Origin of the sequence: Mesorhizobium sp. M1A.F.Ca.IN.022.06.1.1 (assembly GCF_003952605.1) — a bacterium.
Lineage (GTDB): Bacteria > Pseudomonadota > Alphaproteobacteria > Rhizobiales > Rhizobiaceae > Mesorhizobium.
Genome location: NZ_CP034455.1, coordinates 4970505 through 4992929 on the forward strand (window position 1 = coordinate 4970505; position 22425 = coordinate 4992929).

Genomic DNA, 22425 nt, shown 5'->3' on the forward strand with positions numbered 1-22425 from the left:
GCATCGTTCGACGAATTGCCCCCAATCCGTCGAAGCGAAGATTTCGGGTTCAGGCTTAGCTCGAAGCGCGGCGCTCGCATTCTTCAGCCTGGTCCCCCGGGGGCTCGCGCGGCTTTTTCTGGAGGACGAAGATATTGCGATCCGCGTAATAAGCCGGCTTTGGTCCCTTAGGGCTGGGGCCGCCAGTGCCTCCCAAGCCGAAATCGGGTTGTGCCGCCATCGTATGCTTCACGCCAGTAAAACTGCCTGCCCAAGTTTCGGCCAGCGACAACCGAGTCGTGAGACGTTGCTGCGGCAGCAGCCCTATCCCTTTCGGAGGCAGTTGCTCGATCAGCCGGCTTTTCAGTTCGCGCAATGCAATCCGGCGCGGCCAAGGTAGTGAATCTTGGTCCGCTCTATCCCACAAAGCCGCATCCCTAGGGCCGTCAAATGTCATGCAGTTATGCATGAGGCGATCCTTTTCGAACGATTCAAGCAGTATCAGAATAGTGCGTGTCTATTTCCGCTTTGCTACAAAAAGTTGCGGAAGGTTTCTGAAAAAAGGAAATTTGTTTCGCAACATTGCTGCGAGTCGGCTGGATTTGTGGTTGCGATTTTCCAATCGCTTGGTTGATGCCCTCGTCGTGGCGCAATGACGCGTTCCCGTATCGAGGACAAAGCATCGGAATTTTGAAGCCTAGCGTCCGGCGCTAGATCGATAGGTTGTTTCCACGTTTACACCGTTGAGTAAGCGGTTCTCACCAAGCCTCGTCGTAGATGCGCGCCTCCGTCTCCGCGTCGGTCTCGTGGCGATACTCCCATCTGTCCCCACGCCATCTGCGCATCAGCGCGCCAGTTGCCGAACAACCATCAATCAACCGCTTAGGCAACAGCGCGAAGTAGCGGCCCCATTCGTTAACAGGCAACCCGCCACGGCTCCAATGTTCCGCCACCATATATAAGCTCTTGAGAAAACCCTTCGATCTCAATCTAAGCTCCAGCAGCACTATCGCCATAGATGACGGTCCGATATTCACTGCTTCACAGTTCAATCTTGGCCTGCGTCTAGCGACTTTGTTCTAAGGGGTCGGATTTCTGCGACGCGGATTCGGGACGCGCCGTCTTGGATGAGGTTCCGCTCAAGCTGACGTCGACTCTGCTTATGATCGGCTTCAGAGTTGGTTTTTCCAGGCTCATGTCGAGTTTGCTAATGGTCGGCTTGCTATAGGTTTTCTTCAAGGGGCACTCCTCGGCATGGCTTCAGTCTGGCGGGGACTGCCGTGTGCGGGTTAGCTGTCACGACGAAAAAAGATGTGGGAAAATTTCACACATGTCAATGGGCGATGCATTGCTCGCGTATGCGAGTGCCTCCTTCCGTCATTGCCTATGCCCTTGTGGAAATAATCCCGCTGGCTATTTTCGGCACGGTCTTTGTGACTGACGGGTGAAGACTTTGATGAACAGATCGGAAGGGCGCTCTCTGGACGCCGCCGGGGTCCAGAACGCATTAAATAGGGTTCTTCGTCCCCTAGTGCGGCTGGCTATCAAGTGCGGGGTGACGTTTCCGACCTTCGTTGACCTGCTGCGGCAGCTTTATGTGAGTGTGGCGGAGCATGAATTCGCACTGTCTGACAAAGAACAGACAGACAGCAGGGTCAGCCTACTGACAGGCGTACATCGGAAGGAGGTCAGCCGGCTGAGAGGCGCTGGTGCTCCAGTCCGGGTGGTGCCTGAGTCTGTTTCGAGGACGAGTGCCATCGTTGCGCGCTGGCTCGCCGACCCGTTATTCGTCGACCGCCAAGGCCTTCCATTGCCTTTGCCCCGAACGGGCAAGGTCGGACAGGCCTCATTTGCCGGCCTCGTGGAAGCGGTGACCCGCGATTTGCGTCCAAGGGCGGTTCTGGACGATTGGCTCGATAGAAAACTTGTCGAAATCGACGAGGGCGACCGAATCGTGCTGATGGAAAGAGCCACTGTACCGCGAGAAGACGGCGAGGTTCGGCTCTATTACTTTGCCCGGAATCTTCAGGACCATGCTGCCGCTGCCGTCCAGAACGTGCTCGCCGATGAGCCAGCGTACCTCGAACGTGCTGTCCACTATGATGGACTTTCCCAAGAACTCGCCAGGGCGCTCGAGGCTCACAGCCGCAAGCTCGCGATTGAAATGCTCCTTCGTTTGAATAAGCATGCGAACAGGGCTGTTCGCAGCGATCCTGGCGGGACTAGCCGATGGAATTGCGGCATCTATATTCTCACCTCGGATGGGACCCCGGCTGGTGCCGAATTTTCACCTCAGCACGACGATACCAGCGGATCGGCTTCATGAGTTGGAGCCGGAGGCCGAAGTGGCGCTGAGGCAGCCAGCGGATCACCGGAGCGATCTTGTCGCCACCGTTCACGAGCGGACCTACGGCAACATCATGCCATGAATGCAACGGTCCGACCGGCCGGTCTTTGGGGTTGCGTTGGGGGACCGAAAGACAGGCCAGCCGGCGCAGCCGTTGATGGCTCGTTCAAGAAGAGGGGCGCTCGAGCTCTTTTGGGCGACTCCTTTCGGCGAACTTCCCATGGGACGGAAGCCTTCCGGCCCCGGCCCGTGCCGCATTGATCCATGCCAGAGCACCGGGCCTGGGCGCCCGCATCGTCCTGTCGGTTGATTGTCGGCGGCTCGTCTGCGGGCGCGGCGCCGGGCTCCGGCTGCAGCCAGCAAAGGGTAGATGGCCGCGATGGAGAACAGACCGAGCGCGAAAAGCGTGCGACGCATGACATGATCCTTTCCTGCGCGCTTCGGATGAAGGGTAGGATAAGGAAGGTCTTTCTTTGCCGCTTTGCTTCTGTGTATTGCTGAAGATTTCCGAAAAAGGAAGATTTGTTTCCGAATGTTTCCAGCGGCCTTGCAGAAACGTTCCGTTGCAATTTTCTGTGCCGCTCGGCGGCGTCGCTCCCTATAATCAAAGCGAAAAGGCAGGCGGGCAGACATGCAGGCACAACCCCATATCCTCGTCGTGGACGATGACCGCGAGATCAGGACGCTGCTCGGTCGCTATCTCGACGGGCAGGGGTTTCGCGTGTCGGTGGCGACGGACCGGCGCGAATGCGAGCAGAAGCTCGGCTCGGGCCAGTTCGACCTCATCGTGCTCGACGTCATGCTGCCTGACGGCTCCGGTCTCGACATCTGCCGGAGCCTCCGGGACCGCAAGCCGCATATCCCGGTCATCCTGCTGACTGCGCTGAAGGAGGACGTCGACCGCATCATCGGCCTGGAGGTCGGCGCCGACGACTATCTCGGGAAGCCGTTCAATCCGCGCGAGCTTTCTGCACGCATCCGCGCGGTGTTGAGGCGTTCGGCGCCGGAAGAAGCCGCCCCGCCCAAGGTTCGCGTCTATCATTTCGCCGGTTACCGGCTGGAGCCGGACACGCGCAAGGTGACGCATGCCGACGGCGCGCTGGTCGACCTTACCGGCGCCGAGTTTGATCTGCTTCAAGTTTTCGTCGAAAGGCCGGGCCGGCTGTTGTCGCGCGACCAGCTGCTCGATCTGACGCAAGGGCGCGAGCGCGAGCCGCTCGACCGGTCCGTCGACGTGCTGATGAGCCGGCTGCGCCGGAAGTTCGCCGAGGCGGGCGAGGAGAACCTGTTCAAGACCGTGCGCAACGGCGGCTATCAACTGACCGCGCGCGTCGAGACCGCGGAGACCGGGGCATGACCTCGCTGCGCCGGCGGCTGATCATCCTTCTCGTCGTTTCGATCCTCGGCGTCGTTGGGCTCGCCACCTTCGTCGCGATCAAGGTGCTCGGCGGGCCGTCGCCGGAACTGATCATGGGGCCGCTCGCCCACCAGATCCAGTACATGGTGCAACTGGCTCCCGCCCGCGCGCCGAATTCAAGCGATGCGCCCATCATCGTGAAGGATCGCCCGGCCGACGGCTTCGAGGACGGCAAGCACACCAAGGTGCTGAACGAGATCCTGCGCCAGAACGGCCTCGATGTTTCGGCGGTTGTCAGCCGCAATGCCGGCGCGCCGGGAATGGTCGCTTCCGTCGAGTTGCCCGACCATCGCTGGATGATCGTCGACGTTCCCGATTTCGGCCCGCCGCGCGATGTCTGGTATGTTTTCGCCGGCTGGATGGCGCTGATCGTGCTCGGCGCGACGCCGGTTTCGATCTATTTCGCCGGCGTGCTGGTGCGGCCGCTCGAAATGCTCGAAGCCGCCATCAGCAAAATCGGCTCGGACGGGGTGCTGGCGACCTTGCCGGAAAAAGGCCCCGTCGAGGTGAGGGCCACCGCCCATGCGCTCAACGAGCTGTCGGCAAGATTGAGAACGGCGATGGAAAGCCGCATGCGGCTGGTGGCCGCCGCCGGCCACGATCTCAGGACCCCAATGACCAGAATGCGGCTCCGTGCCGAGTTCCTCGAAGAGGACCGCGAAAAGTGGCTGAGCGACCTCGACGAGCTCGACCGCATCGCCGACAGCGCCATCCGCTTGGTGCGCGAGGAGGTCAACCAGGACGCGGTCGAGCCGTTGGCCCTGGACAGGCTGGTCCGCGATATCGAGGTCGAGATGGTCTCGCTCGGCCATGCGGTGACGATCGACCATCTCGACCATGTGTCGGTCAAAGCCGGCGCGCTTGGCTTGCGCCGGGCGCTGCGCAACCTGATCGTCAACGCCGCGACGCACGGCAAGAACTGCACGGTCTCGCTATCCGGGCAAGGCAACCGAGCGGTTCTCACCATCGCCGACCGCGGCCCCGGCATTCCGCCGGATCTCCTCGCCAAAGCCTTCGAGCCGTTCTTCCGGGTCGACCCGGCGCGCACGCAATTCATTGCGGGCGCCGGGCTGGGGCTGGCGATCGCCAAGGAGATCATCGAGCGTTATGGCGGATCGATAAGGCTTGAGAATAGGCAGGGGGTGGGCTGGTGCAGACAATCATCTTTTCCCGGGAGTAGAACACGAGCCAACGATACCGTCGGCTCCCTCTAAACATATGATGTCACGTCATCCTCTACGGGCCTGCTGATCTGGACATGCTCCAGCGGGTGTTTAACCGGTTGTACGATGAGCGACGCCTGGCCAAGAAGGATCGCGAACAGCGGGAATATCTGGCTAGGGAAGTTTTCCAAGCTTTCCATTACGGTTGAATGCCGAAGGCAGCACCTAATGGATAGAGACTTAGAGCGGGCAACCAACGGATAGGAGTGAACGTCCGAGATGATGATTGAACGGCGGGTCAGGCGTTACCTTCGACCGCGCTCTCGTCGTCCAGCGCGTAGGGCACCGGCAGGTAGGCGTTGGCCATCAGCCATTCACCGACGATCGTTCTGACCAGCTCCGACTTGGATAGCCCCATTTCCGCAGCCAGGCCTGCCAACGGTTCCTCGACTTTCGGATCCAGGACGAGCCCCGTCACATTCCTCAGCATTAGGGCAGCCCTGCGGAGCATCACCTGAAGGTCGGCTCTCGAGATCTCTGCAATCTGGTCGCGCAACTTCCAGGTCGGTTGCTATCGTCGCACGTGTCATGATGTGCCCCCGCTGCAAGTAGCGTTCCCCCGCCCCACGGTGCTCAAAGCAAAACCAGTGGGATGGCTGCCTCGGGCGAGTAAAGCCCCAGCCCGCATCTTTCCGACAACCCCGATGGAGGTTCGACGGCAAGATCGTCTGGCACACCGAGCGGTTCCGCCCATCGCGTCAGAAATGCCCGGCTCGATCATCCGCACGACGGGCAACTCGGCCGGCAAGACGTCGAAATCGAACTGGTCGACCCCAGCTCCCAGCGAAAACAGCACCTCAAGGTTCGGGTACTTCGCGCTTATGTCTGTGGGCGGATGCCAGACGCCAAGATACTTCACCGAACGCGGGTCGACCGCGTCCGCGCAATAGTGGAAGGCGATTTCGGGAGCACGTTCGGCGAAGAGCGCTGCCCACTCGGCGCCGCGTTCGGCATCGGCATCATAGAGGAAGGTCATTTCGGCGCCCCGGGATTGCTGCGAAAGACGAAGCTCAGCGTGCCTGCCCCTCAGCTTCCATTTCCGCCATGTCCTGGAACCTGTCGGCGATACGTGGATGCGCCCGCCCGCCATCACAGGCGCCAATGGCGATCAGCACCTCATCCGCACCGGGTGCGTCCGGAACCTGGAAGTTGGCCGTCAGGAAGTGGGAGCGTTTGCCGGTTTCGCTCTTGTGGGTCATCGGCAGGGAAAGAAGGGCGCCTGGCCCGTTGCGGGTATTCGTGAAGCTCAGATAGGTCGTGCCGTCTACCGCCGTGCGGAACATATTGCCGAACCGCAAGGTATGGATCAGCGCCGATGCATGTTCGATCTCGCCATTGATGCCGACCGAAGCCGCCTTGCCGTAAGCCTCGACCTTATCCGCTGACAAGAGCGCCACCAATCGCTTGGTCATTTCGGCGCCAAGACCCGGCGCCAACCGGAGGATCTCTGGGCGTAAATTTTCAACGAATCCTTGACCGGCCCACGGGTTCTTCAACACGGCTGCGACCACCACCATGGAGATCGGTTGGTCGGCTTTCTTGCCACCCTCGACGAATACTTCCTCGATGAATGTGCAGAACTTTCTCACTCCGAGATCCATGGATTCCTCATCTGTTCGCTGGATTGTGGCGCAACCTAATGAGCAACGACGGTGAATGTCTTCCTTCGTTAGGGAGGAAAAACAGAATGGCCGGCACTTCGAAACGATGTAGAATTCAGCTCCCGCGCATGCCTAACTCAGCGGGTCGTGGCGCAGGGAGCGATTGTGGACAGGAAGGCGCAAATCTCGGTTCTCAAAGATGTCGCGAGTGAGATCAATTCCGGCGGCGATCTTGTCATGATCCTGAAGCACTTGGTTTTCGCCGCCTGCCGCCATGCAAACTGGACGCTCGGTTCGATCATGTCGATCGATGCCGCTCATGGTTATGCCCATGTGATGGTTCGCTATGATCCGACGTTGATCGAGCGAACGCTCCCTGACCGTTGGGAACTGGCGACGAGCCCCTCGCTGATCGCCTTGAAGCGGAACGAGCCAGTCTATATCCGCGACGTGCGCGAATCCGAGGAGTTTCCAGGTTATCGCCGCGAAGCTTTCGAGCGAGATTACCGTAGCGTCCTCGTCATGCCTATGAACTGCAGCGACTTCGAGGGCCGGCCAATGGTGCTGAGCGTTGTGTCGCGGGATATCATGGAGGTCCCGGAAGAGGATTTGGCGTTTCTGGGTATGATCGTCCATCTCGGCGCCATCGCGATCGAGAGGGAGCAGCGGCTGGAAGCCGAACGGCAGGCCGGAGACAGGTTGCAAAAGGCGCTCAAGGCGCACACCTCCCTACTTGAACACGTGCTTGCAGACGGCTCAGTTTCTTCATTGTCGGCGATGGTCGGCAGCCTGCTGCCCAATCCGGTCGTCGTCGTCGATTTTACTGCGAACCAGATTATAGCCGGCCGCTCGCCAAGCGAGGTGCAGTTCGATGATGCCGCTTGGCAATCAGCAGCGGCCGGTCCGCTGAGCCGACAACTGGGAAAGGCAGCACGCGATACAATTGAGCGGGGCGGCAACAGTGGGGCGACGCTTTTTCTCGATGACGGCAGCTCCCGGCTCAATCTGGCCGCCCGCATCGAGCCCTTGACGGTCGACCGCCAACTTGTCGGGGCATTGATCATCTTTTCCACGTCGCGTGCCTTCAGCGATCTGGACCAGTTGCTGCTTGACAGCGCCAAGTTCGCGCTCAGCGTCCAAATGATGCGCAGTTTCATCCGATTCCGTTTCGAAACCCGCACACAGACCGAGCTTTTCTTCGAGGTGGTGGAGCGGCGTTGGCGCGACGCGGCAGATGTCCAGCAGCGAGCCCAGCGGCTCGGCATCAATTTCATGACGGCTCAGCAAATCGTCGTCGTCGACTTTCCCGAGAGCGCGAAGAATCTTGGCGGAACGTCCGTCGATCTGCATCACAGTCTCGCTCGTGTCATGCAGCAAGCTTCCGTTCCCGCGTGCGTCGTGGCCATCGATGGCGGGCTGGTGTGCCTCATTCCCTATGACGAGGTCTGGAAACAGGAGCGGACATCGAAACTGATGCGGCGCATCGCAGCGGATCTTGGCCAATATTTTGACGAAGAACCGATCGTCATCGCCAGCAACGCCTGTGCCACCCTGACGGATTATCCGTTGGCTTGGGATCGCTGCAGCCGCATGATTGCCATCGCCCGTTCGTTCGGTCGCACCGGTGCGCTGTCCGGGCAGGATTTCGGGCCGTTGCCGATGCTCGTAGCGGCCGCGGGCGTCGACGACGTACGCGCTTTCGTTCAGGAAAGCGTCGGCGCCATCGCCGCCCATGACCGCCAGCATGGCACGCCCTATCTGAAAACGCTGTCGACTTATCTGAGGGAGGGCTGCCGCAGCGGCGCCTGCGCCGATGCGATGGGCCTGCACGTAACCACGCTGCGCTATCGCCTGTCGCGAATCGAGGAAATGTTCGGCATCGATGTCGAGACGCCAGAGCGGCGCTTTGCCATCGAATTGGCCATTCACCTGCATGGTGTCACGGAAGGTCGTGGCTGACGATCGGTCGACCTGACCCTCGAGACGGCGGATCGGCACCCTTCGTCTCTTACCGCAAACAGTAGCAATATTTTCCGTGCTCTTCCGGCTGAACGACGGAAGAAGGTAGCTCTACTTGCGATTAGCCTTCCCTTTATCAACCAACAGGAGGCGCTGATCCCATGTTGACCACGGGAACCGCAAAGATTCCGACGGCCATCGACCCAATCGCGTTGCGTCGGGCTTTCGGAACCTTTGTCACCGGCGTCACCATCATCACCACGCGGGACACGGACGGCAATCCGCGCGGCATGACGGCCAATTCCTTCACCTCGGTTTCGCTCGATCCGCCGCTGCTGCTCGTCTGCGTCGCAAAATCGGCGTCAAGCTTTGCTGCCTTTACGACGGCGGATTCCTTTGCCGTTAACCTGCTTCATGAGGGACAGGTCGACATCTCGGCGATCTTCGCCTCGAAATCCCCCGATAAATTCCAGTCCGTCAATCACGACCGCGTTCATACCGGCGCGCCGATCCTGACGGACAGCCTTACCTGGTTCGACTGCACGATCTACAACAGGGTCGATGCAGGCGATCATGTCATCCTGATCGGCCAGGTGCAGGCTTTCGGTACGAGCCCTTCAGCGCCCCTCGGCTTTTGCCGCGGCCGATACGCCAGCGTCAAGGATCCGCTGCCGTCCGGCTGGCTGGCCTCGCACAACATGATCATCGGCTATCTGATCGAAGCCAGCGGCGAGATTCTGCTGCGAGCGGATGGAAGCGGTGGCTGGGCTCTGCCAACGGCCAAACGCCGTAAGGCCGGCAGCGAACTGCCGCTCAACGACGGAAAATCCCTCAAGCTGCTGTCAGACAACACCTTTCTTTACTCGATCTTCGATGTTGCTGACTGCGACCCCGGTTATCTAATCTATCGCGCCCGACTTGCCGATGGCGGACAAGGGCGCGACCTGCCGGAAGACCTGCGGTTCTTTGCCATTGACAAGCTGCCCTATGACCTCATCGCGACCCGGGAATTGCGGGCGATGCTCCGCCGCTATGTCCGCGAGCGCAAGCAGGAACGCTTTGGCATCTACATGGATTCCGGCGACGGCGGGCGATTGGCAATGATCGAGGGCGAGGCCCGCTCGTGGCATCAGGCCATTCAAGACTAACCCGAAATCAGGAAGCGACGATGAAGACGACGGTGAAATCGCTCGAGGGAATGCGCCTCAACCTGTTTATCGACGGCCGGTTTGTCGAACCGACATCCGGTCGCTACCTGGACAGTTTCGACCCGACCACCGCGGAGGCCTGGTATCAGTTTGCGGAAGCCGACGCCAACGATGTGCGACTGGCGGTTGAGGCGGCGCAAAAGGCATTCGTCAATCCTGCCTGGCGACGTATGACGCAGACCGATCGCGGAAAACTGGTGCGCAAGCTGGCCGATCTGGTTCTCGCCAATGCCGACGACCTCGCGCTGATCGAAACACGCGACAATGGGAAGCTCATCAAGGAAATGCGGGCGCAGATGCGCTCGATCCCGGACTCTTACACTTACTTTGCCGGCATGGCTGACAAACTGCAGGGCGATACGATCCCGGTCAACAAGCTGGACCAGCTCAACTTCAACATGCGCGAACCGATCGGCGTCGTCGGTATGATCACACCCTGGAACTCGCCGCTGATGATGTTGACAGGAACGCTCGCTCCCTGTTTGGCGATTGGCAACACCATCGTGATCAAGCCTTCCGAGCACGCGACCGCCTCGACGCTGGCCTTGGCCGAGCTAATCATGGAAGCGGGGTTTCCGGCCGGCGTTGTCAACGTCGTCTCTGGAACGGGTGCGGTAACCGGCGACGCGTTGACGCGGCAAAAGGGCATCGCAAAATACGTCTTCACCGGCAGCACCGATACCGGCCGTAAAATTGCTGCTAACGCGGCGGCCAACCTTGCGCAGTGCCAGATGGAACTCGGCGGCAAATCTCCCCACGTGATCTTTTCCGACGTTGATATCGAAAAGGCCGTTAATGGGGTCGTTTCGGGCGTCTTCGCAGCTGCGGGCCAGACCTGCGTCGCCGGCTCGCGCTGCTTCGTGGAGGCCAGCGTCTACGACCGCTTCATCGAAGCGTTGGTGGAACGCACCAACCGCATCACCGTCGGCCACCCATTGGAGGACAAGACGGATATCGGCCCGCTGGCGCTGTCGGCGCAACTGACGAAAGTCGAGTCCTACGTTGCTTCGGGCGTCAAGGAAGGGGCACGGATCGCGTCAGGCGGCAAGCGTCCTCACGCGGAAGAACTCGCCCGCGGCTGGTATTTCGAGCCGACCGTCATGATCGACGCGAAGAACGATATGTCCTTCATGCGCGATGAGCTTTTCGGACCGGTCGTTGGTGTCATGCCCTTTTCCTCGGAAGAAGACATGATCGAACTCGCCAACGACACACGCTACGGCCTCGCGTCCGGGATCTGGACCCAGAATATCGACCGGGCGATGCGCTTCGCCAACCGGATCGATGCGGGCACCGTTTGGATCAACACGTACCGGTCAGCAGCCTACATGTCCGCAAATGGCGGCTTCAAGGAAAGTGGTTACGGCAGGCGTGGCGGTTTCGACGTCATGCGCGAGTTCTCCAGGGCAAAAAATGTCGTCATCGACTATTCCGGCGCCATGCAGGATCCCTTTGTCATTCGACTGCGCTGACCGTCAGAAACGCTGGGACAAACCATCCAAGGGAGATTGAAATGAAATTTGCCGTCTCATTGGGCATGGAGCGTTTCTCGCCAGAAACCTCGATGACGGCCGTAATGGACAATCTGCTGCAACTTGCCAAAATCGCGGACGCCGGCGGGTTTGAGACGATCTGGACGCCGGAGCACCACACAATCGAGTGCACGATATCACCCAATCCGTTTCAGATCCTCACGTGGCTATCCCAGCATACGAGCCGTATCCGTCTGGGAACGGCAACGCTTGCCGCCGCCTATTGGAATCCAATCCGTCTCGCTGGCGAAGCCGCACTGTGCGATCACCTTACGAACGGGCGCCTCGAATTCGGCATCGCCCGCGGCGCCTATCAGTACGAGTTCGACCGAATGGCGCCGGGCGTCCAGCAGCAAGAGGGCGTCGGCTACATGAAGGAACTGGTGCCAGCGGTCCAGAAGCTTTGGGCCGGTGACTATGCGCATGAGGGCCAGTACTGGAATTTTCCGCGAGCGACCTCGGTGCCGAAGCCGCTGCAGAAGGGAGGTCCTCGCATCTGGGTCGCCGCCCGCGATCCTGGCACCTTCGACTGGGCGATCGGCATCGGCGCCAACATCCTCTCCACGCCGCTCTCGCTTCCGGCGGCGGAAATCGGCGTGCTCGCCAGCAAGTTCAACAAGGCGGTCGCCGATCATCCCGAGGTGAAACGCCCAAAATTCATGATGCAGCGACGCACTTGTGTCTATGACAGGGCCGACGACTGGCATCTCGCCGTCGAGCACAGCATGAACTATGGTCGCTATTTCGAAAACCTCATGCAGAACATTGGCACCGTGAAGAACGGGTTCCCGGAGGCCGTTCCCTTCGAAAGCGTTAAGGGCCGCGACAACTACAACCCGGAAAATATCCGCAAGAACCTGATGTTCGGAACGCCCGACGAAGTGATCGAGAAGCTGCTCGACTACGAAGCAGCTGGCGTCGATCAATATTGTCTCGGCCTCAGCTTCAACCTGCCCTTCGAACTGCAGAAGAAGACGCTTAGCCTGTTCACAGACGAGGTCATGCCCTTCTTTGCGCAGCGCGAGCGCGAAACCCAGCAACTGGCCGCGGCAGGGTAGTAGGATGACTGATACGCAGCGTCATACGGTCGGAGATGTGGTCCTGAACTATAGGGTTGACGGCAACGGGGCAGAGCCGCTGGTGCTCATCCACGGTGTCGGTTCCTACCTTGAAGCCTGGAGCGGGGTCGTAGAGCGGCTGAAGCATCGGTTCACCATCCTCACGTTCGACCTACGGGGTCACGGAAACTCGTCGCGCGTCAAAGGCCGCTACGAGATCGACGATTTCGTTGCCGAAACTCTTGCGTTGGCGGACAGTGTCGGCTTCGACCGTTTCCATCTGGCCGGTTTTTCTCTTGGCGGGTTGATCGCACAGCGGTTGGCACTGACACATCTTCCGCGCATTCAGCGCCTGATTCTCCTCTCGACTGTCGCGGGACGTACGCCTGAGGAGCGGGATCGCGTCCTCGCCCGCCTCGCCGCTCTTCGCAGCGGCGAACCGGGATCGCACTACGACGCATCCCTGTCGCGTTGGCTGACTGAGGATTTCCGGAAGAAGAATCCCGATCTGATCGCAACGCTTAGGCAGCGAAATTCTCAGAACGATCCGGACTGTTACGCTTCTGCCTACCGGGTTCTCGCCGAGACCGACTTCGGCGGTTTTCTCGACCAGATTCGCTGCCCGACGTTGATTGCAACCGGCGAGGAGGATGCCGGCTCCAATCCGCGCATGGCAAGATATATGCATGAGCGCATCCCAGGCTCCGAGCTCCGCATCCTTCCGGGGCTGCGGCATTCGATCCTGACGGAAGCACCCGATCTCGTCGCATCGATGATGGCGGATTTTTTGACCGTGCCGGAGACTGTGAAATGATCGTTGAAGAGCGTATCTATCGCATAAAATCCGGCAAAAGCTCCGAGTACCTGAAGCTTGTACGCGAGGAGGGGCTGGCAATCCAGGAACCGATTCTCGGCGGACTGATCGGCTATTTCGTCACCGAGATCGGGCCGCTGAACCACGTGGTCCATCTGTGGCGATATGCCGATTTCGCGGATCGCGTCGCGCGCCGGCGCACTTTGTCGGAAGATGCGCGCTGGCGGGCCTTCATTCCGAAACTGACGGCGCTGATCGAAAGCGCGGAAAACCGTATCCTTCTTCCGACCGATTTTTCGCCACTCCAATAGGAACCAAGGGGCGTAAGGCAAACCCTGAAGCCAACCGGCGCACGGTGGAGTTGCACTGCAGTAAATGCACCTCGGTTTGGAGGAAGGGGAGGGGCAAAAATCCTCCGTGTTCGCGGAAGACGATCTCGCTGACATGCCCCTTAATTGATCCTCGTCAAAAAATTGCGGATCGGGAACATCCGTATCGTTGAAACATGGGAGCCAATGGTGACAGAGCGATTGAGAGTAGAGAATCTGTATAAGATTTTCGCCCCTTCACCCACCAGAGCCATGACGCTGCTCGCCACCGGCGCGGATAAGGCGCGTGTCCTTGCGGAGACCGACGCCGTCGTCGGTCTGAACAACGTCTCGCTTTCCGTTCCCTCGGGCGCGATCTACATGGTCATGGGCCTTTCGGGGTCCGGCAAATCGACGCTGGCGCGTTGCATCAACCGGCTGAACGAACCAACGGCAGGCAAGATCCTGCTCGACGATATCGACATCGTGCCGCTACGCGAGGATGCGCTTCGCGAATTGCGGCGCACGCGCATCTCCATGGTCTTCCAGCATTTTGCCTTGTTGCCAAACAAATCGGTGATCGAAAATGCCGAATTCGGCCTGAAGTTGCGTGGCGTTTCCGCCCCGCAGCGACGCAGGCGCGCTGAAGAGGTGCTGGCGATCGTCGGTCTCGCCAAATGGGCCTATCATCGCCCGCATGAACTCTCCGGCGGCATGCGCCAGCGTGTCGGCTTGGCGCGGGCCCTGGCGACCGATGCCGACGTGCTCATAATGGACGAAGCCTTCAGTGCCCTTGACCCGCTGATCAGGACCGAGATGCAGGATGAGTTGCTGCGGCTGCAGCACACGCTGAAGAAGACCATCCTCTTCATCACTCATGACTTCCAGGAGGCGCTGAAACTCGGAACGCGCATCGCCATTATGTCCGAAGGCGAATTGGTGCGCGAGGGAACACCGCAATCGATCGTGCTCGAACCAGGTAGCGATTATGTCGCCGCCTTCACGCGCGAAGTCGACCGGTCGCGATTGTTTGACGCACGGTCGGTGATGCGCACCGGTTCGACGGTGTCAGGCGATGGTTCGGCGCGGATCGTCGGCGACGCCGAGCATCCCGAGGCCATGAGTTTTGCCGTCGACGCGTCGAACCGCATCGTCGGCTGCCTCGACGCTGCGGCCCTGCAACAGGTAAAGGCTGGCAAGCCGGTCGATGCCCTTTTGACGCGTGATTTCGTCGCGGTGAGCGGCACCACCAAGCTCGTGGATGTCGCTGGCTTATATCAGAGCGGCAAGGCAATGGCCGTCATTGACGAGGACGGCTGCTTCCTCGGCATGCTTGAACCCGAACATATCCTTGGACGGATCGCCTCGGCGACGAGATCGACAGCGCCTGCTTCGACGGGAGGCCACAATGCTTGATGCCGATGATCTAGCCATCTTTCCGGTGGACCAGTGGATTGCAGACGCCGTCCAATGGGTCGCGCTCCACCTCCGTCCACTGTTTCTTGCAATCAAGTGGCCGGTCGAAAACCTGTTGTCGTTCAACGATTACATACTGCACGAGATTCCGTTTCCGATCTTCGTCGTTCTGGTGTTTTTGACCGCCTATCGGCTTGCCAGCATCGGCATCGCGGTGTTCAGCGCCATCTCACTTGTCGTGATCGCAGCCATCGGTGTCTGGACCGAGGCCATGACAACGCTTTCGCTGATTACCACGGCCATCGTGTTTTGCACCGCCATCGGCGTGCCGACCGGCATCTGGTGTGCTCGTAACGACAAGGTCTGGAGCGTGGTGCGGCCGGTGCTCGACATTATGCAGACCACACCGACGTTCGTTTACCTCGTGCCGGTCGTCATGCTGTTCGGCGTGGGCACAGTGCCGGGCGAAGTGGCGGTCGTTACAGCAGCTGCACCGCCGCTAATCCGCTTCACCAATCTGGGTATTCGCATGGTAGAGCAGGAAATGGTCGAAGCAGGTCTCGCCTTCGGCGCCGATAAGCGCCAGCTTCTGTGGGAAATACAGCTGCCTTTGGCTATCCCCACCATTCTCGGAGGATTGAACCAGACCGTGCTGACTGCGATGGTAATGTCCGTAGTCGTCGCCATGATCGGCGCGGAAGGCCTTGGCCTCGTGGTTCTCCAAGGTCTCGGACGTCTCGATGTCGGTCGCGCCGCCGTCGGTGGCATCGCCATCGTCCTGCTCGCCATGATGCTTGATCGGATCACCCAGCAGCTTGCCCAGCCGACCGACCGCAAGCGCAGGTCGGTGCTGCGCGACCTTTTCAATCTTTACAAGGGCGAGCGATCGCACGAGGCCATCGTAACAACCGCAGCGAACCGCACGCGTTGAGAGCCGCTCCGGCGGTAACCACCACCGGAATGACGACAGACACCGGCGGCTCGTTCCGCCGGCCAGGAATTCACTTGCCTATCCCTTGCAGCGTCCGCGTTACAGCCGAACCTCGAATTCAGTGAAGTCCAAAGAAAAATCCAGAAGGAGAACATCCGATGAAGCACAGCCTGAAAACCTTTTCCCTTTTTGTCACCGGCATGGTGCTGGCGGCCTCTCTAGGTCAAACTGCTTTCGCCGAAGACCTGCCTGGGAGCGGCAAGACGGTGCGGTACGCCCAGTCCGACAGCCTAGGCGCCAATTACGTCGTTGCCCAGATCGGCATGGCGGCGATGAAGGAACTCGGTTACGACGTCAAGCTTAGCACGCTCAACACCACCTTGTTCTTCCAGGCGGCGGCCCAGGGCGATCTTGATATCGCGACCGACATAAACTTCCCGCAGCGCGAGCCGGGTTACAAGAAGGTCGAGGCGGAGGCGGAGATCGTCGGCGGTGGCCTAATTCAAGGCGGCGGTATTAATGGCTATCTGATCGACAAGAAAACCGCCGACGCAAACAACATCACCACGCTCGATCAGATGAAGGATGCGAAGATCGCAGCTCTTTTCGGCACGACCGGCAAAGCCGACCTCATCAATTGCGATCCGGGCTGGAGTTGCGGCGACGTTGTCGATTTCCAGCTTGAGAAATTCGGACTCAAGGGCAGCGTCAATTCGGTCCGCGGCAAATACGAGGCTCTGATGGTCGAGGCCGTCGCCCGTGTCAAGCGCGGCGAGCCGGTATTCTTTTATGCCTGGAGCCCTTCGTGGATGAACAAGGCTCTGGTGCCCGGCAAGGATGTCGTCTGGTTGCCGACGCCCTTCGATGCCTTGCCGGAATCGGTCCCGAACAAGGGCTCTGCCCTGGTGCCAGGCGTCAGCGGTTGCGCTGGCGGTGCTGATCCATGCCGCATGGCCATGGCGGCATGGAACTGGAACGCCGTCGCCAACCGGAAGTTCATTGCAGCCAATCCGGCAGTCAAGAAGCTCGTGGAGCAGATGTCGTTCCCGCTGGCCGACTGGTCGACCTGGGAACAAACGATCAGCGAAAAGGGCGGCAGCGACAGCAACATCAAAAAGCTGGCGCAGGAATGGATCAAAACCCATCAGGAACAGTTCAACAGCTGGGTTGACCGTGCCAAAATTGCAAGCTGATCACAATTCGCTGAAGTAGCCGCGCCAGGCCGACCCGACGTTGGGGTTTGACGACGCAAAGAAGCTCCGGTGGCGCAAGCCGCCGGGGCAATTCGATTTTGCCATTACTGCGGTGCTTTCGCTACTGAGTCCCTTGAGCCAAGCTAGGTAGCCGTGGAGCCTCAACAGGTTTGCACCGCGTTCGCACGAGTACCGTCTCGCCTTCATGGTGATCAAAGCCTACCGCAAGCCAGCCGGAACAGGTCGGCGAAGGTTTCGAACAACCGGTCGCTTGCCTCCGTTTCCGGCTGGTGGCTCGCGAAACGACGCGCCGCGCTCGGCGTCACCGACGATGTCCTAGAGCGCCTGAAGGCACGGCTCCACGATCGAAGCACGACGCGCTGGGCGCGAAACCCGGCCACGCCGTGCTCGTCGAACCGTGGCGCGCGCTGCTCCCGGCGCAGACCGTCGACGCCGCCTTTGAAGGCGTCTGATGGTCGCGTCGCGAGAAACCCTTCAGGGACCTCGCAGCCGAGCGCGAGCCTCGAAGCTGCCAATCCGCTTCTGGCCCAGGACAGCCGCGCTCGCACCATTATGGTCAGCACGGGTTCATCGACCCCTTTTGTAGGATGAAAGAGACACCGCGTGGCATGGAATACTAGTCCTCCTCCTGGTCATTAGGTTCGCCAGACCATACGAGAGAATACGAAGGAAATGGGCTGGCGAACCACCCGCTACGTGTTGATTTCCGGTAGAAAACGACGACCCTCAGCGACTAACATAACCGTTATTCGCCAATGGGTTACGGAGCGGTCCGCCGAAATTGATTCAAGAGTTGATCTAGCCCCTCGTTGACCGTAGTGAGCTTCTAAAGAATGGCGGCTCTGCGCCTCATCTCGGCCGCAACGATGTTGACTGCAGTTGCCTATAAGCCGACATCTGATTGGAGGTCGCGCTAGACAATCCACGGTGGCGCCACGACGTGCAAGTGATCCTGATACCATACTCGGTAGGCCTGCGACTTGGACGATATCTGCCGCAGCCCGATTAAGGCAGGCGCTCGCCATTTCGCGACGCGGCGAAGCTTCTGGTCCGCGATAGCCTCCGATCCAGCTATTCGTACCGACCGTTTTCGCCGGAACAACGTTGTTCGAAACATACGCGGAAATCACGTCTGCCATGAGTTCCAAAATTGCATCTTTCGAGGCGTCGTCGGTCATTTCTCTCTTCTCTGATTGACCGTGCATCTTGTTCACTGCGCCACGGCTCTTGACGCGAAGCGTGGCCCAGTCGTGACATCGATGATCTCTGGTGTCGTGCTGTCGACGCCGCCGTCCCAGCCGCCGCCGAGCGCCTTGTTCAATGCTATATAGTCGGTGGCGATCGACACTCGGCTTTGGAGCAGAGTGTCATCGGCTGAGTAGGCCGATCGCTCGGCATCCAGCACCTGGCCAGAACCATGGCGAACATGGTGAGCGTGTTGATGGAATAGCGTGGGTGTCGGTACGCATTGATCTCGACGCTAAGCGGTCCTCCCTCCCATGATACTCATTGTGGATCGTGGCATTGGCTTCTGCGCGTATGAAATACGGCAGGACGTCATCGCAGGACCAGCCGTGATTGCCGAACTGAGCCCACTGGTCATAGTCGCCCGAGTTTCCGCGAATGTAGACCATGTAGTTGAGGATACCTGAGCCGCCGACTACCCGGCCTCTTGGATAGGCGATGCGCCTATCAAATAGTTCACGCTGGTGCGTGGTGGAAAAGGCCCAATCGGACCTGGAGTTCTGCATCCATGAAAGCGGCTCCCGGAATGTGCGCGAGCCTGCAGTCCGGTTCGTCGCCCGCCTCGATCAGGAGGACCGTGCGATCTGGATCCTCAGTTAATCGGTTGGCCAACACGCATCCGGATCCGGCGCCGACGATGATGTAATCGAACGACATCGTGACCACCCTTGGGCCGACATGGCTCGCCCGAGGAGCTCTAGCCTCTCGACGCGGCATAAGCGAACACTAATATTGCGGAGAACGCGCTGCGGCAGTTTTATATTCGCTGATCGTGATCTGATCGCCAGCGCCGCCGGAGACATTGTTAGATCTTCGCCGTTCCTCGTCCATGCGAAAGATAGATTGTCGAGAGTTATCCCGCCCTGCAGCGCGGCTGTGAACGGCTCACTGTGCACCTCACGGTGGTCCGATCATCATGAACCACCCAATCCGACTGGACGATCTCTATGCACGGCTCGATCCGAGGCGCGCCTCGCCGCATCTCAAGGATCTTTGAGCCAACCAGCCCAGTCGCTCCGGTGACGATTAGGGTGCGGCCTGCCATCATAGACCGGTATGCTGCCTGATCATTTCCAGTCGTTCCGCCTCCGGCAGGGTTTGGTGCAAGACAAAAGCTTGCTCAGCATCGGAACCCAAGAGATACATGACTTGGCCGGTTTCGTCGTCGCCGCCCGGAAATGACTTCGGCGATCGACTCGGGAGTGGAATAGTTGTTGCGCCGTTCCTCCATAGCTGTAGTGACCCTGCAAGGCGTTGGGCCATAGGCACCCGGACCATTTTCAAAGGTCATGGCCGCGGATCGACCGGCGAAGTCGGTGGCCACCCCGCGGTTACGCGCTAGCTCGGCCCTGGTGGCATAGCTCCTGCCAGTTCTCACTTGGCACTGTTTCGACATGCAATAAATTTCAAAATACGAATTTTATCGCAGCGACGTTGACGGGGGATCGCAAATCCCATATGTCTGCTTGCGAGAGATTTCTGCAGATGAAATTTCTTGCAGCGAGCGATAGAGCCCTATCGTTCTGGCTAGACAAGCGGAGGAGAGATATGAAGAGGGTTGGATTGGCCAGCGCGCTGAGCGCGGCCACTATGGCAGTTGCGCTCATGGTTACGGGCGGCGCATCCGCACAAAGCAAATTCCAATGCAAGCCGGACGAAACCTATGTCATGAACGTCATGGTGTCTGCGCATCCCTATTGGGTCCCGGTCTACCAGGGTTTCAAGCAGGCGGCGCAGGCAATGGGCTGCAAGACAGTGTTTTCCGGCACGCCGGACTATGACATCACCAAACAGATCGCGTCTTTCGAGCAGAATCTGATCAAGAAGCCGGCCGGCGTGCTGCTCCACCCGATGCAGGCCGATCCGTTCATCGAGCCGATCAACAAGGCGATTGCCGATGGCACGACAGTGGTCACCTTCGCTGCCGACTCGCCGAAGTCGAAGCGCGTCTCGTACATCACGTCGGACAACGTGGCCGAGGCCAAGTTTGCAGCGGAAGAGATCGTGAAGCAGGTTGGCGACAGCGCCGAATATGCTGTGCTTGAGAATCCCGGCCAAAGCAACCACGACTTGCGCGTGACCGCTCTGATCGACTATTTCGCCAAGAAATACCCGAAGATGAAATTGGTCGGCCGGCAGGCTACCAACCAGGACGCCAACGCAGCCAACAAGGCCGTCGCTTCAATGCTGCAGGCGAACCCGAACCTGAAGGCGCTCTGGATTCCGGAGGCCGGCTCGGCCGAAGGCGCCGTTGCTGCCGTCCTGGAGGCGAAGGCGAAAGTGCTAATAATACACGCCGACATCACGCCGGCGACGCTGGAGCAGATCAAGGCCGGCAACATCCACATGGCGCTGAGCCCCAACCAGGTTATGCAGGGCTATCTGGGCTTCGTCGCGACATTCATGGCGGCTCACCCCGATCTGATCGATCCATTCAACGACTACAAGGCGTCAGGCTACAATCCGATGGGTATCCCATTCGCCGACAACGGCTTTGCCGTCATTACCAAGGAGAATGCGGACTCGTTCGACTTGAACAAGTACATGGAAGGTCGCGATCCAGCGTAAGATCACACGTCCCCAGGCCCGCGTCACCTCCCAGGACGCGGGCCAACACTTCCTACCTTGTCGTGGACGCAATGGATAACTCCGTCATCCTCAAGATATCGAATCTAAGCAAGTCGTTCGGACCTGTCGCGGCGCTGCGAAGTGTCGATCTGGAGCTCCGCCGTGGTGAAGTCCACGCTATCGCCGGCGAGAACGGTGCCGGAAAATCGACCTTAATGAAGATCATCGACGGTATCCTACGTCCCGACAGCGGCGAGATTTTCATTGACGGCAAGCTGGTTTCGATCTCCTCGCCGACCGAGGCTCAGAAACTCGGCATCGGCTTCGTGCACCAGGAAATCGCGCTGTGCCCGGACATCTCGGTCGCCGAAAACATCTTCATGGGCGTGACAAACACCAGCAAGGCGCTGCTGATGAGGTACGCCGAGCTGAAGGCGCGCGCCTCGACCATTCTTAAGCAATTGGGCGACATCGACTCATCGGCGCTCGTGGGCGTGCTTTCGATCTCTCAACAGCAACTCGTCGAGATCGCCAAGGCACTGACGCTCGATTGCCGCATCCTGATCTTCGATGAGCCGACCGCCGCACTGACCGAACGCGAAGCCAAGATACTGTTCGAGATCATCCACAGACTGGCGGATAAGGGCATCGCCATCATCTACATTTCGCATCGAATGGCCGAGATTTTCGACAACTGCGACCGCGTCACCGTGCTGCGCGACGGCCAACACATCACTACGCGAGACATCAAGGAGACGACGCCAGAGCAGGTGGTGGCAGCGATGGTGGGGCGCATCATCGACAAGCTCTATCCGGAGAAGCAGCGTGATGACGAGAAGTCTCGGGAGATCATCCTTGAGGTGGCTAACCTCTCGGAAAAGACGCGCTTCCGCGACGTTTCCTTTCAACTTGCGAAAGGCGAAATCCTGGGTCTTGGCGGCCTGATTGGCGCGGGGCGGAGCGAAATCGTCAAGGGCATCTGTCGCCTCGAGGGCGATGTGACTGGCGCGGTGGCCTTGCATGGCCAGCTGCTCTCGCTGGTGAATTATGGCGACAGCATCGACGCCGGCATCGTCTATCTTTCGGAGGACCGCAAGGGGGACGGCCTGTTCCTCGACATGTCGATTGCCTCCAACATTTCGGCGCTGGCGGTCGAGCAGGTGGCGTCTCGGCTGGGGCTGATCGACGACGCATTTGAGACGCAGCGCGCGGAAGAGCTCGGACGCAGGCTGACGCTCAAATGCGGTCATGTCGGCCAGCCGGTTTCGGCGCTTTCCGGCGGCAATCAGCAGAAGGTGGCGATCGCCAAGATGCTGTCAGTCGAGCCGAAGGTTATCTTTCTCGACGAGCCGACGCGCGGCGTCGACGTCGGCGCAAAGGCGGAGATCCATCGCATCCTGCGCGACCTCGCGCGCGCCGGGGTCGGTGTCGTGGTGATCTCGTCGGAGCTTCCAGAACTGATAGGCATCTGCGATCGCGTGCTGGTGGTGCGGGAAGGCCGAATAACAGGTGAGGTCACCGGCGAAAAGATGACGGAGGAGAATATCATGTACCTGGCATCCATCGCCGACGAGCGGCCGCACGCGTCATGAGCGCCGAGAAATT

Annotated in this window: 22 protein-coding genes and 1 pseudogene; 14 read left to right on the plus strand and 9 right to left on the minus strand. The window is 59.6% G+C overall.

Going from position 1 to position 22425, the window contains the following annotated elements:
• Positions 1-55: 55 nt before the first annotated feature.
• From EJ078_RS23720 to EJ078_RS23730, 3 genes are all read right to left on the minus strand, one after another.
• On the minus strand, positions 56-355 hold the full coding sequence (locus EJ078_RS23720) for a hypothetical protein (RefSeq protein ID WP_208720858.1): 300 nt from the start codon (positions 353-355) through the stop codon (positions 56-58).
• Positions 356-737: 382 nt separating this feature from the next.
• A complete protein-coding gene (locus EJ078_RS23725) occupies positions 738-995 on the minus strand; it encodes a hypothetical protein (protein WP_127214136.1) in 258 nt (85 codons plus the stop codon).
• A 49-nt stretch (positions 996-1044) separates the two neighbouring features.
• Positions 1045-1218: a hypothetical protein gene (locus tag EJ078_RS23730; protein WP_164747549.1), complete on the minus strand. Its 174-nt coding sequence runs from the start codon at positions 1216-1218 to the stop codon at positions 1045-1047.
• 217 nt (positions 1219-1435) lie between these two features.
• On the opposite strand from EJ078_RS23730, the gene EJ078_RS23735 reads away from it, so the two are divergent.
• The 3 genes from EJ078_RS23735 to EJ078_RS23745 all read left to right on the plus strand — a co-directional run bounded on the left by EJ078_RS23735 (position 1436) and on the right by EJ078_RS23745 (position 4957).
• Positions 1436-2305, plus strand: a complete 870-nt coding sequence (locus tag EJ078_RS23735; RefSeq protein ID WP_245456882.1) for a DUF6502 family protein — start codon at positions 1436-1438, stop codon at positions 2303-2305.
• Positions 2306-2957: 652 nt separating this feature from the next.
• Entirely contained in the window at positions 2958-3683 is a 726-nt protein-coding gene (locus EJ078_RS23740; protein WP_127214134.1) for a response regulator, read from the plus strand.
• Positions 3680-4957 (plus strand): ATP-binding protein, encoded by a 1278-nt coding sequence (locus EJ078_RS23745; RefSeq protein WP_208720860.1) that lies wholly within the window; start codon positions 3680-3682, stop codon positions 4955-4957. The genes EJ078_RS23740 and EJ078_RS23745 overlap by 4 nt, the downstream gene beginning before the upstream one ends.
• Positions 4958-5204: 247 nt before the next feature.
• On the opposite strand, the gene EJ078_RS23750 is transcribed toward EJ078_RS23745, so the two are convergent.
• From EJ078_RS23750 to EJ078_RS23760, 3 genes are read right to left on the minus strand one after another with little or no spacing between them, the layout of a single operon-like run.
• Positions 5205-5462: a hypothetical protein gene (locus EJ078_RS23750; protein WP_306462627.1), complete on the minus strand. Its 258-nt coding sequence runs from the start codon at positions 5460-5462 to the stop codon at positions 5205-5207.
• A 30-nt stretch (positions 5463-5492) separates the two neighbouring features.
• Entirely contained in the window at positions 5493-5942 is a 450-nt protein-coding gene (locus EJ078_RS23755; RefSeq protein WP_164750368.1) for a hypothetical protein, read from the minus strand.
• A 34-nt stretch (positions 5943-5976) separates the two neighbouring features.
• On the minus strand, positions 5977-6567 hold the full coding sequence (locus EJ078_RS23760; RefSeq protein ID WP_127214130.1) for an amino acid synthesis family protein: 591 nt from the start codon (positions 6565-6567) through the stop codon (positions 5977-5979).
• 165 nt (positions 6568-6732) lie between these two features.
• Here EJ078_RS23760 and EJ078_RS23765 point away from each other — a divergent pair, with 165 nt between their 5' ends.
• The 9 genes from EJ078_RS23765 (at position 6733) to proX (ending at position 16986) form a co-directional block, all read left to right on the plus strand.
• Positions 6733-8526, plus strand: a complete 1794-nt coding sequence (locus tag EJ078_RS23765; protein WP_127214128.1) for a helix-turn-helix domain-containing protein — start codon at positions 6733-6735, stop codon at positions 8524-8526.
• Positions 8527-8687: 161 nt separating this feature from the next.
• Positions 8688-9674 carry a flavin reductase gene (locus tag EJ078_RS23770; RefSeq protein WP_127214126.1) on the plus strand — a complete coding sequence of 329 codons (987 nt, stop codon included), beginning with the start codon at positions 8688-8690 and terminating at the stop codon, positions 9672-9674.
• A 20-nt stretch (positions 9675-9694) separates the two neighbouring features.
• Positions 9695-11206: an aldehyde dehydrogenase gene (locus tag EJ078_RS23775; protein ID WP_127324599.1), complete on the plus strand. Its 1512-nt coding sequence runs from the start codon at positions 9695-9697 to the stop codon at positions 11204-11206.
• A 41-nt stretch (positions 11207-11247) separates the two neighbouring features.
• Positions 11248-12324: an LLM class flavin-dependent oxidoreductase gene (locus tag EJ078_RS23780; RefSeq protein ID WP_127215098.1), complete on the plus strand. Its 1077-nt coding sequence runs from the start codon at positions 11248-11250 to the stop codon at positions 12322-12324.
• 4 nt (positions 12325-12328) lie between these two features.
• On the plus strand, positions 12329-13138 hold the full coding sequence (locus tag EJ078_RS23785; RefSeq protein ID WP_127215097.1) for an alpha/beta fold hydrolase: 810 nt from the start codon (positions 12329-12331) through the stop codon (positions 13136-13138).
• Complete coding sequence (locus tag EJ078_RS23790) at positions 13135-13449, plus strand: NIPSNAP family protein (RefSeq protein ID WP_127215096.1); 315 nt, start codon at positions 13135-13137, stop codon at positions 13447-13449. Before EJ078_RS23785 ends, EJ078_RS23790 begins: the two co-directional genes overlap by 4 nt.
• Positions 13450-13719: 270 nt before the next feature.
• Complete coding sequence (locus EJ078_RS23795) at positions 13720-14862, plus strand: glycine betaine/L-proline ABC transporter ATP-binding protein (RefSeq protein WP_127215095.1); 1143 nt, start codon at positions 13720-13722, stop codon at positions 14860-14862.
• Positions 14855-15793 (plus strand): proline/glycine betaine ABC transporter permease, encoded by a 939-nt coding sequence (locus EJ078_RS23800; RefSeq protein WP_127215094.1) that lies wholly within the window; start codon positions 14855-14857, stop codon positions 15791-15793. The genes EJ078_RS23795 and EJ078_RS23800 overlap by 8 nt, the downstream gene beginning before the upstream one ends.
• A 158-nt stretch (positions 15794-15951) precedes the next feature.
• The gene (gene proX / locus EJ078_RS23805; RefSeq protein ID WP_127215093.1) at positions 15952-16986 is read left to right on the plus strand and encodes a glycine betaine/L-proline ABC transporter substrate-binding protein ProX; all 1035 of its coding nucleotides are present in this window, start codon (positions 15952-15954) and stop codon (positions 16984-16986) included.
• A gap of 212 nt (positions 16987-17198) precedes the next feature.
• Here the strand turns inward: proX and EJ078_RS23810 are convergent, their stop codons facing one another.
• The 3 genes and pseudogenes from EJ078_RS23810 to EJ078_RS23825 all read right to left on the minus strand — a co-directional run bounded on the left by EJ078_RS23810 (position 17199) and on the right by EJ078_RS23825 (position 18909).
• Positions 17199-17570, minus strand: a complete 372-nt coding sequence (locus EJ078_RS23810; RefSeq protein ID WP_127215092.1) for a hypothetical protein — start codon at positions 17568-17570, stop codon at positions 17199-17201.
• A 647-nt stretch (positions 17571-18217) separates the two neighbouring features.
• A pseudogene (locus EJ078_RS23815) lies at positions 18218-18412 on the minus strand (RND transporter); the annotation flags it as partial.
• A gap of 296 nt (positions 18413-18708) precedes the next feature.
• Positions 18709-18909 (minus strand): GMC family oxidoreductase N-terminal domain-containing protein, encoded by a 201-nt coding sequence (locus EJ078_RS23825; RefSeq protein WP_164747400.1) that lies wholly within the window; start codon positions 18907-18909, stop codon positions 18709-18711.
• A gap of 891 nt (positions 18910-19800) precedes the next feature.
• Between EJ078_RS23825 and EJ078_RS23830 the strand changes: the two genes are divergently transcribed.
• Entirely contained in the window at positions 19801-20820 is a 1020-nt protein-coding gene (locus EJ078_RS23830) for a substrate-binding domain-containing protein (protein ID WP_127215090.1), read from the plus strand.
• 71 nt (positions 20821-20891) lie between these two features.
• On the plus strand, positions 20892-22412 hold the full coding sequence (locus tag EJ078_RS23835) for a sugar ABC transporter ATP-binding protein (protein ID WP_127215089.1): 1521 nt from the start codon (positions 20892-20894) through the stop codon (positions 22410-22412).
• Positions 22413-22425: the final 13 nt, after the last annotated feature.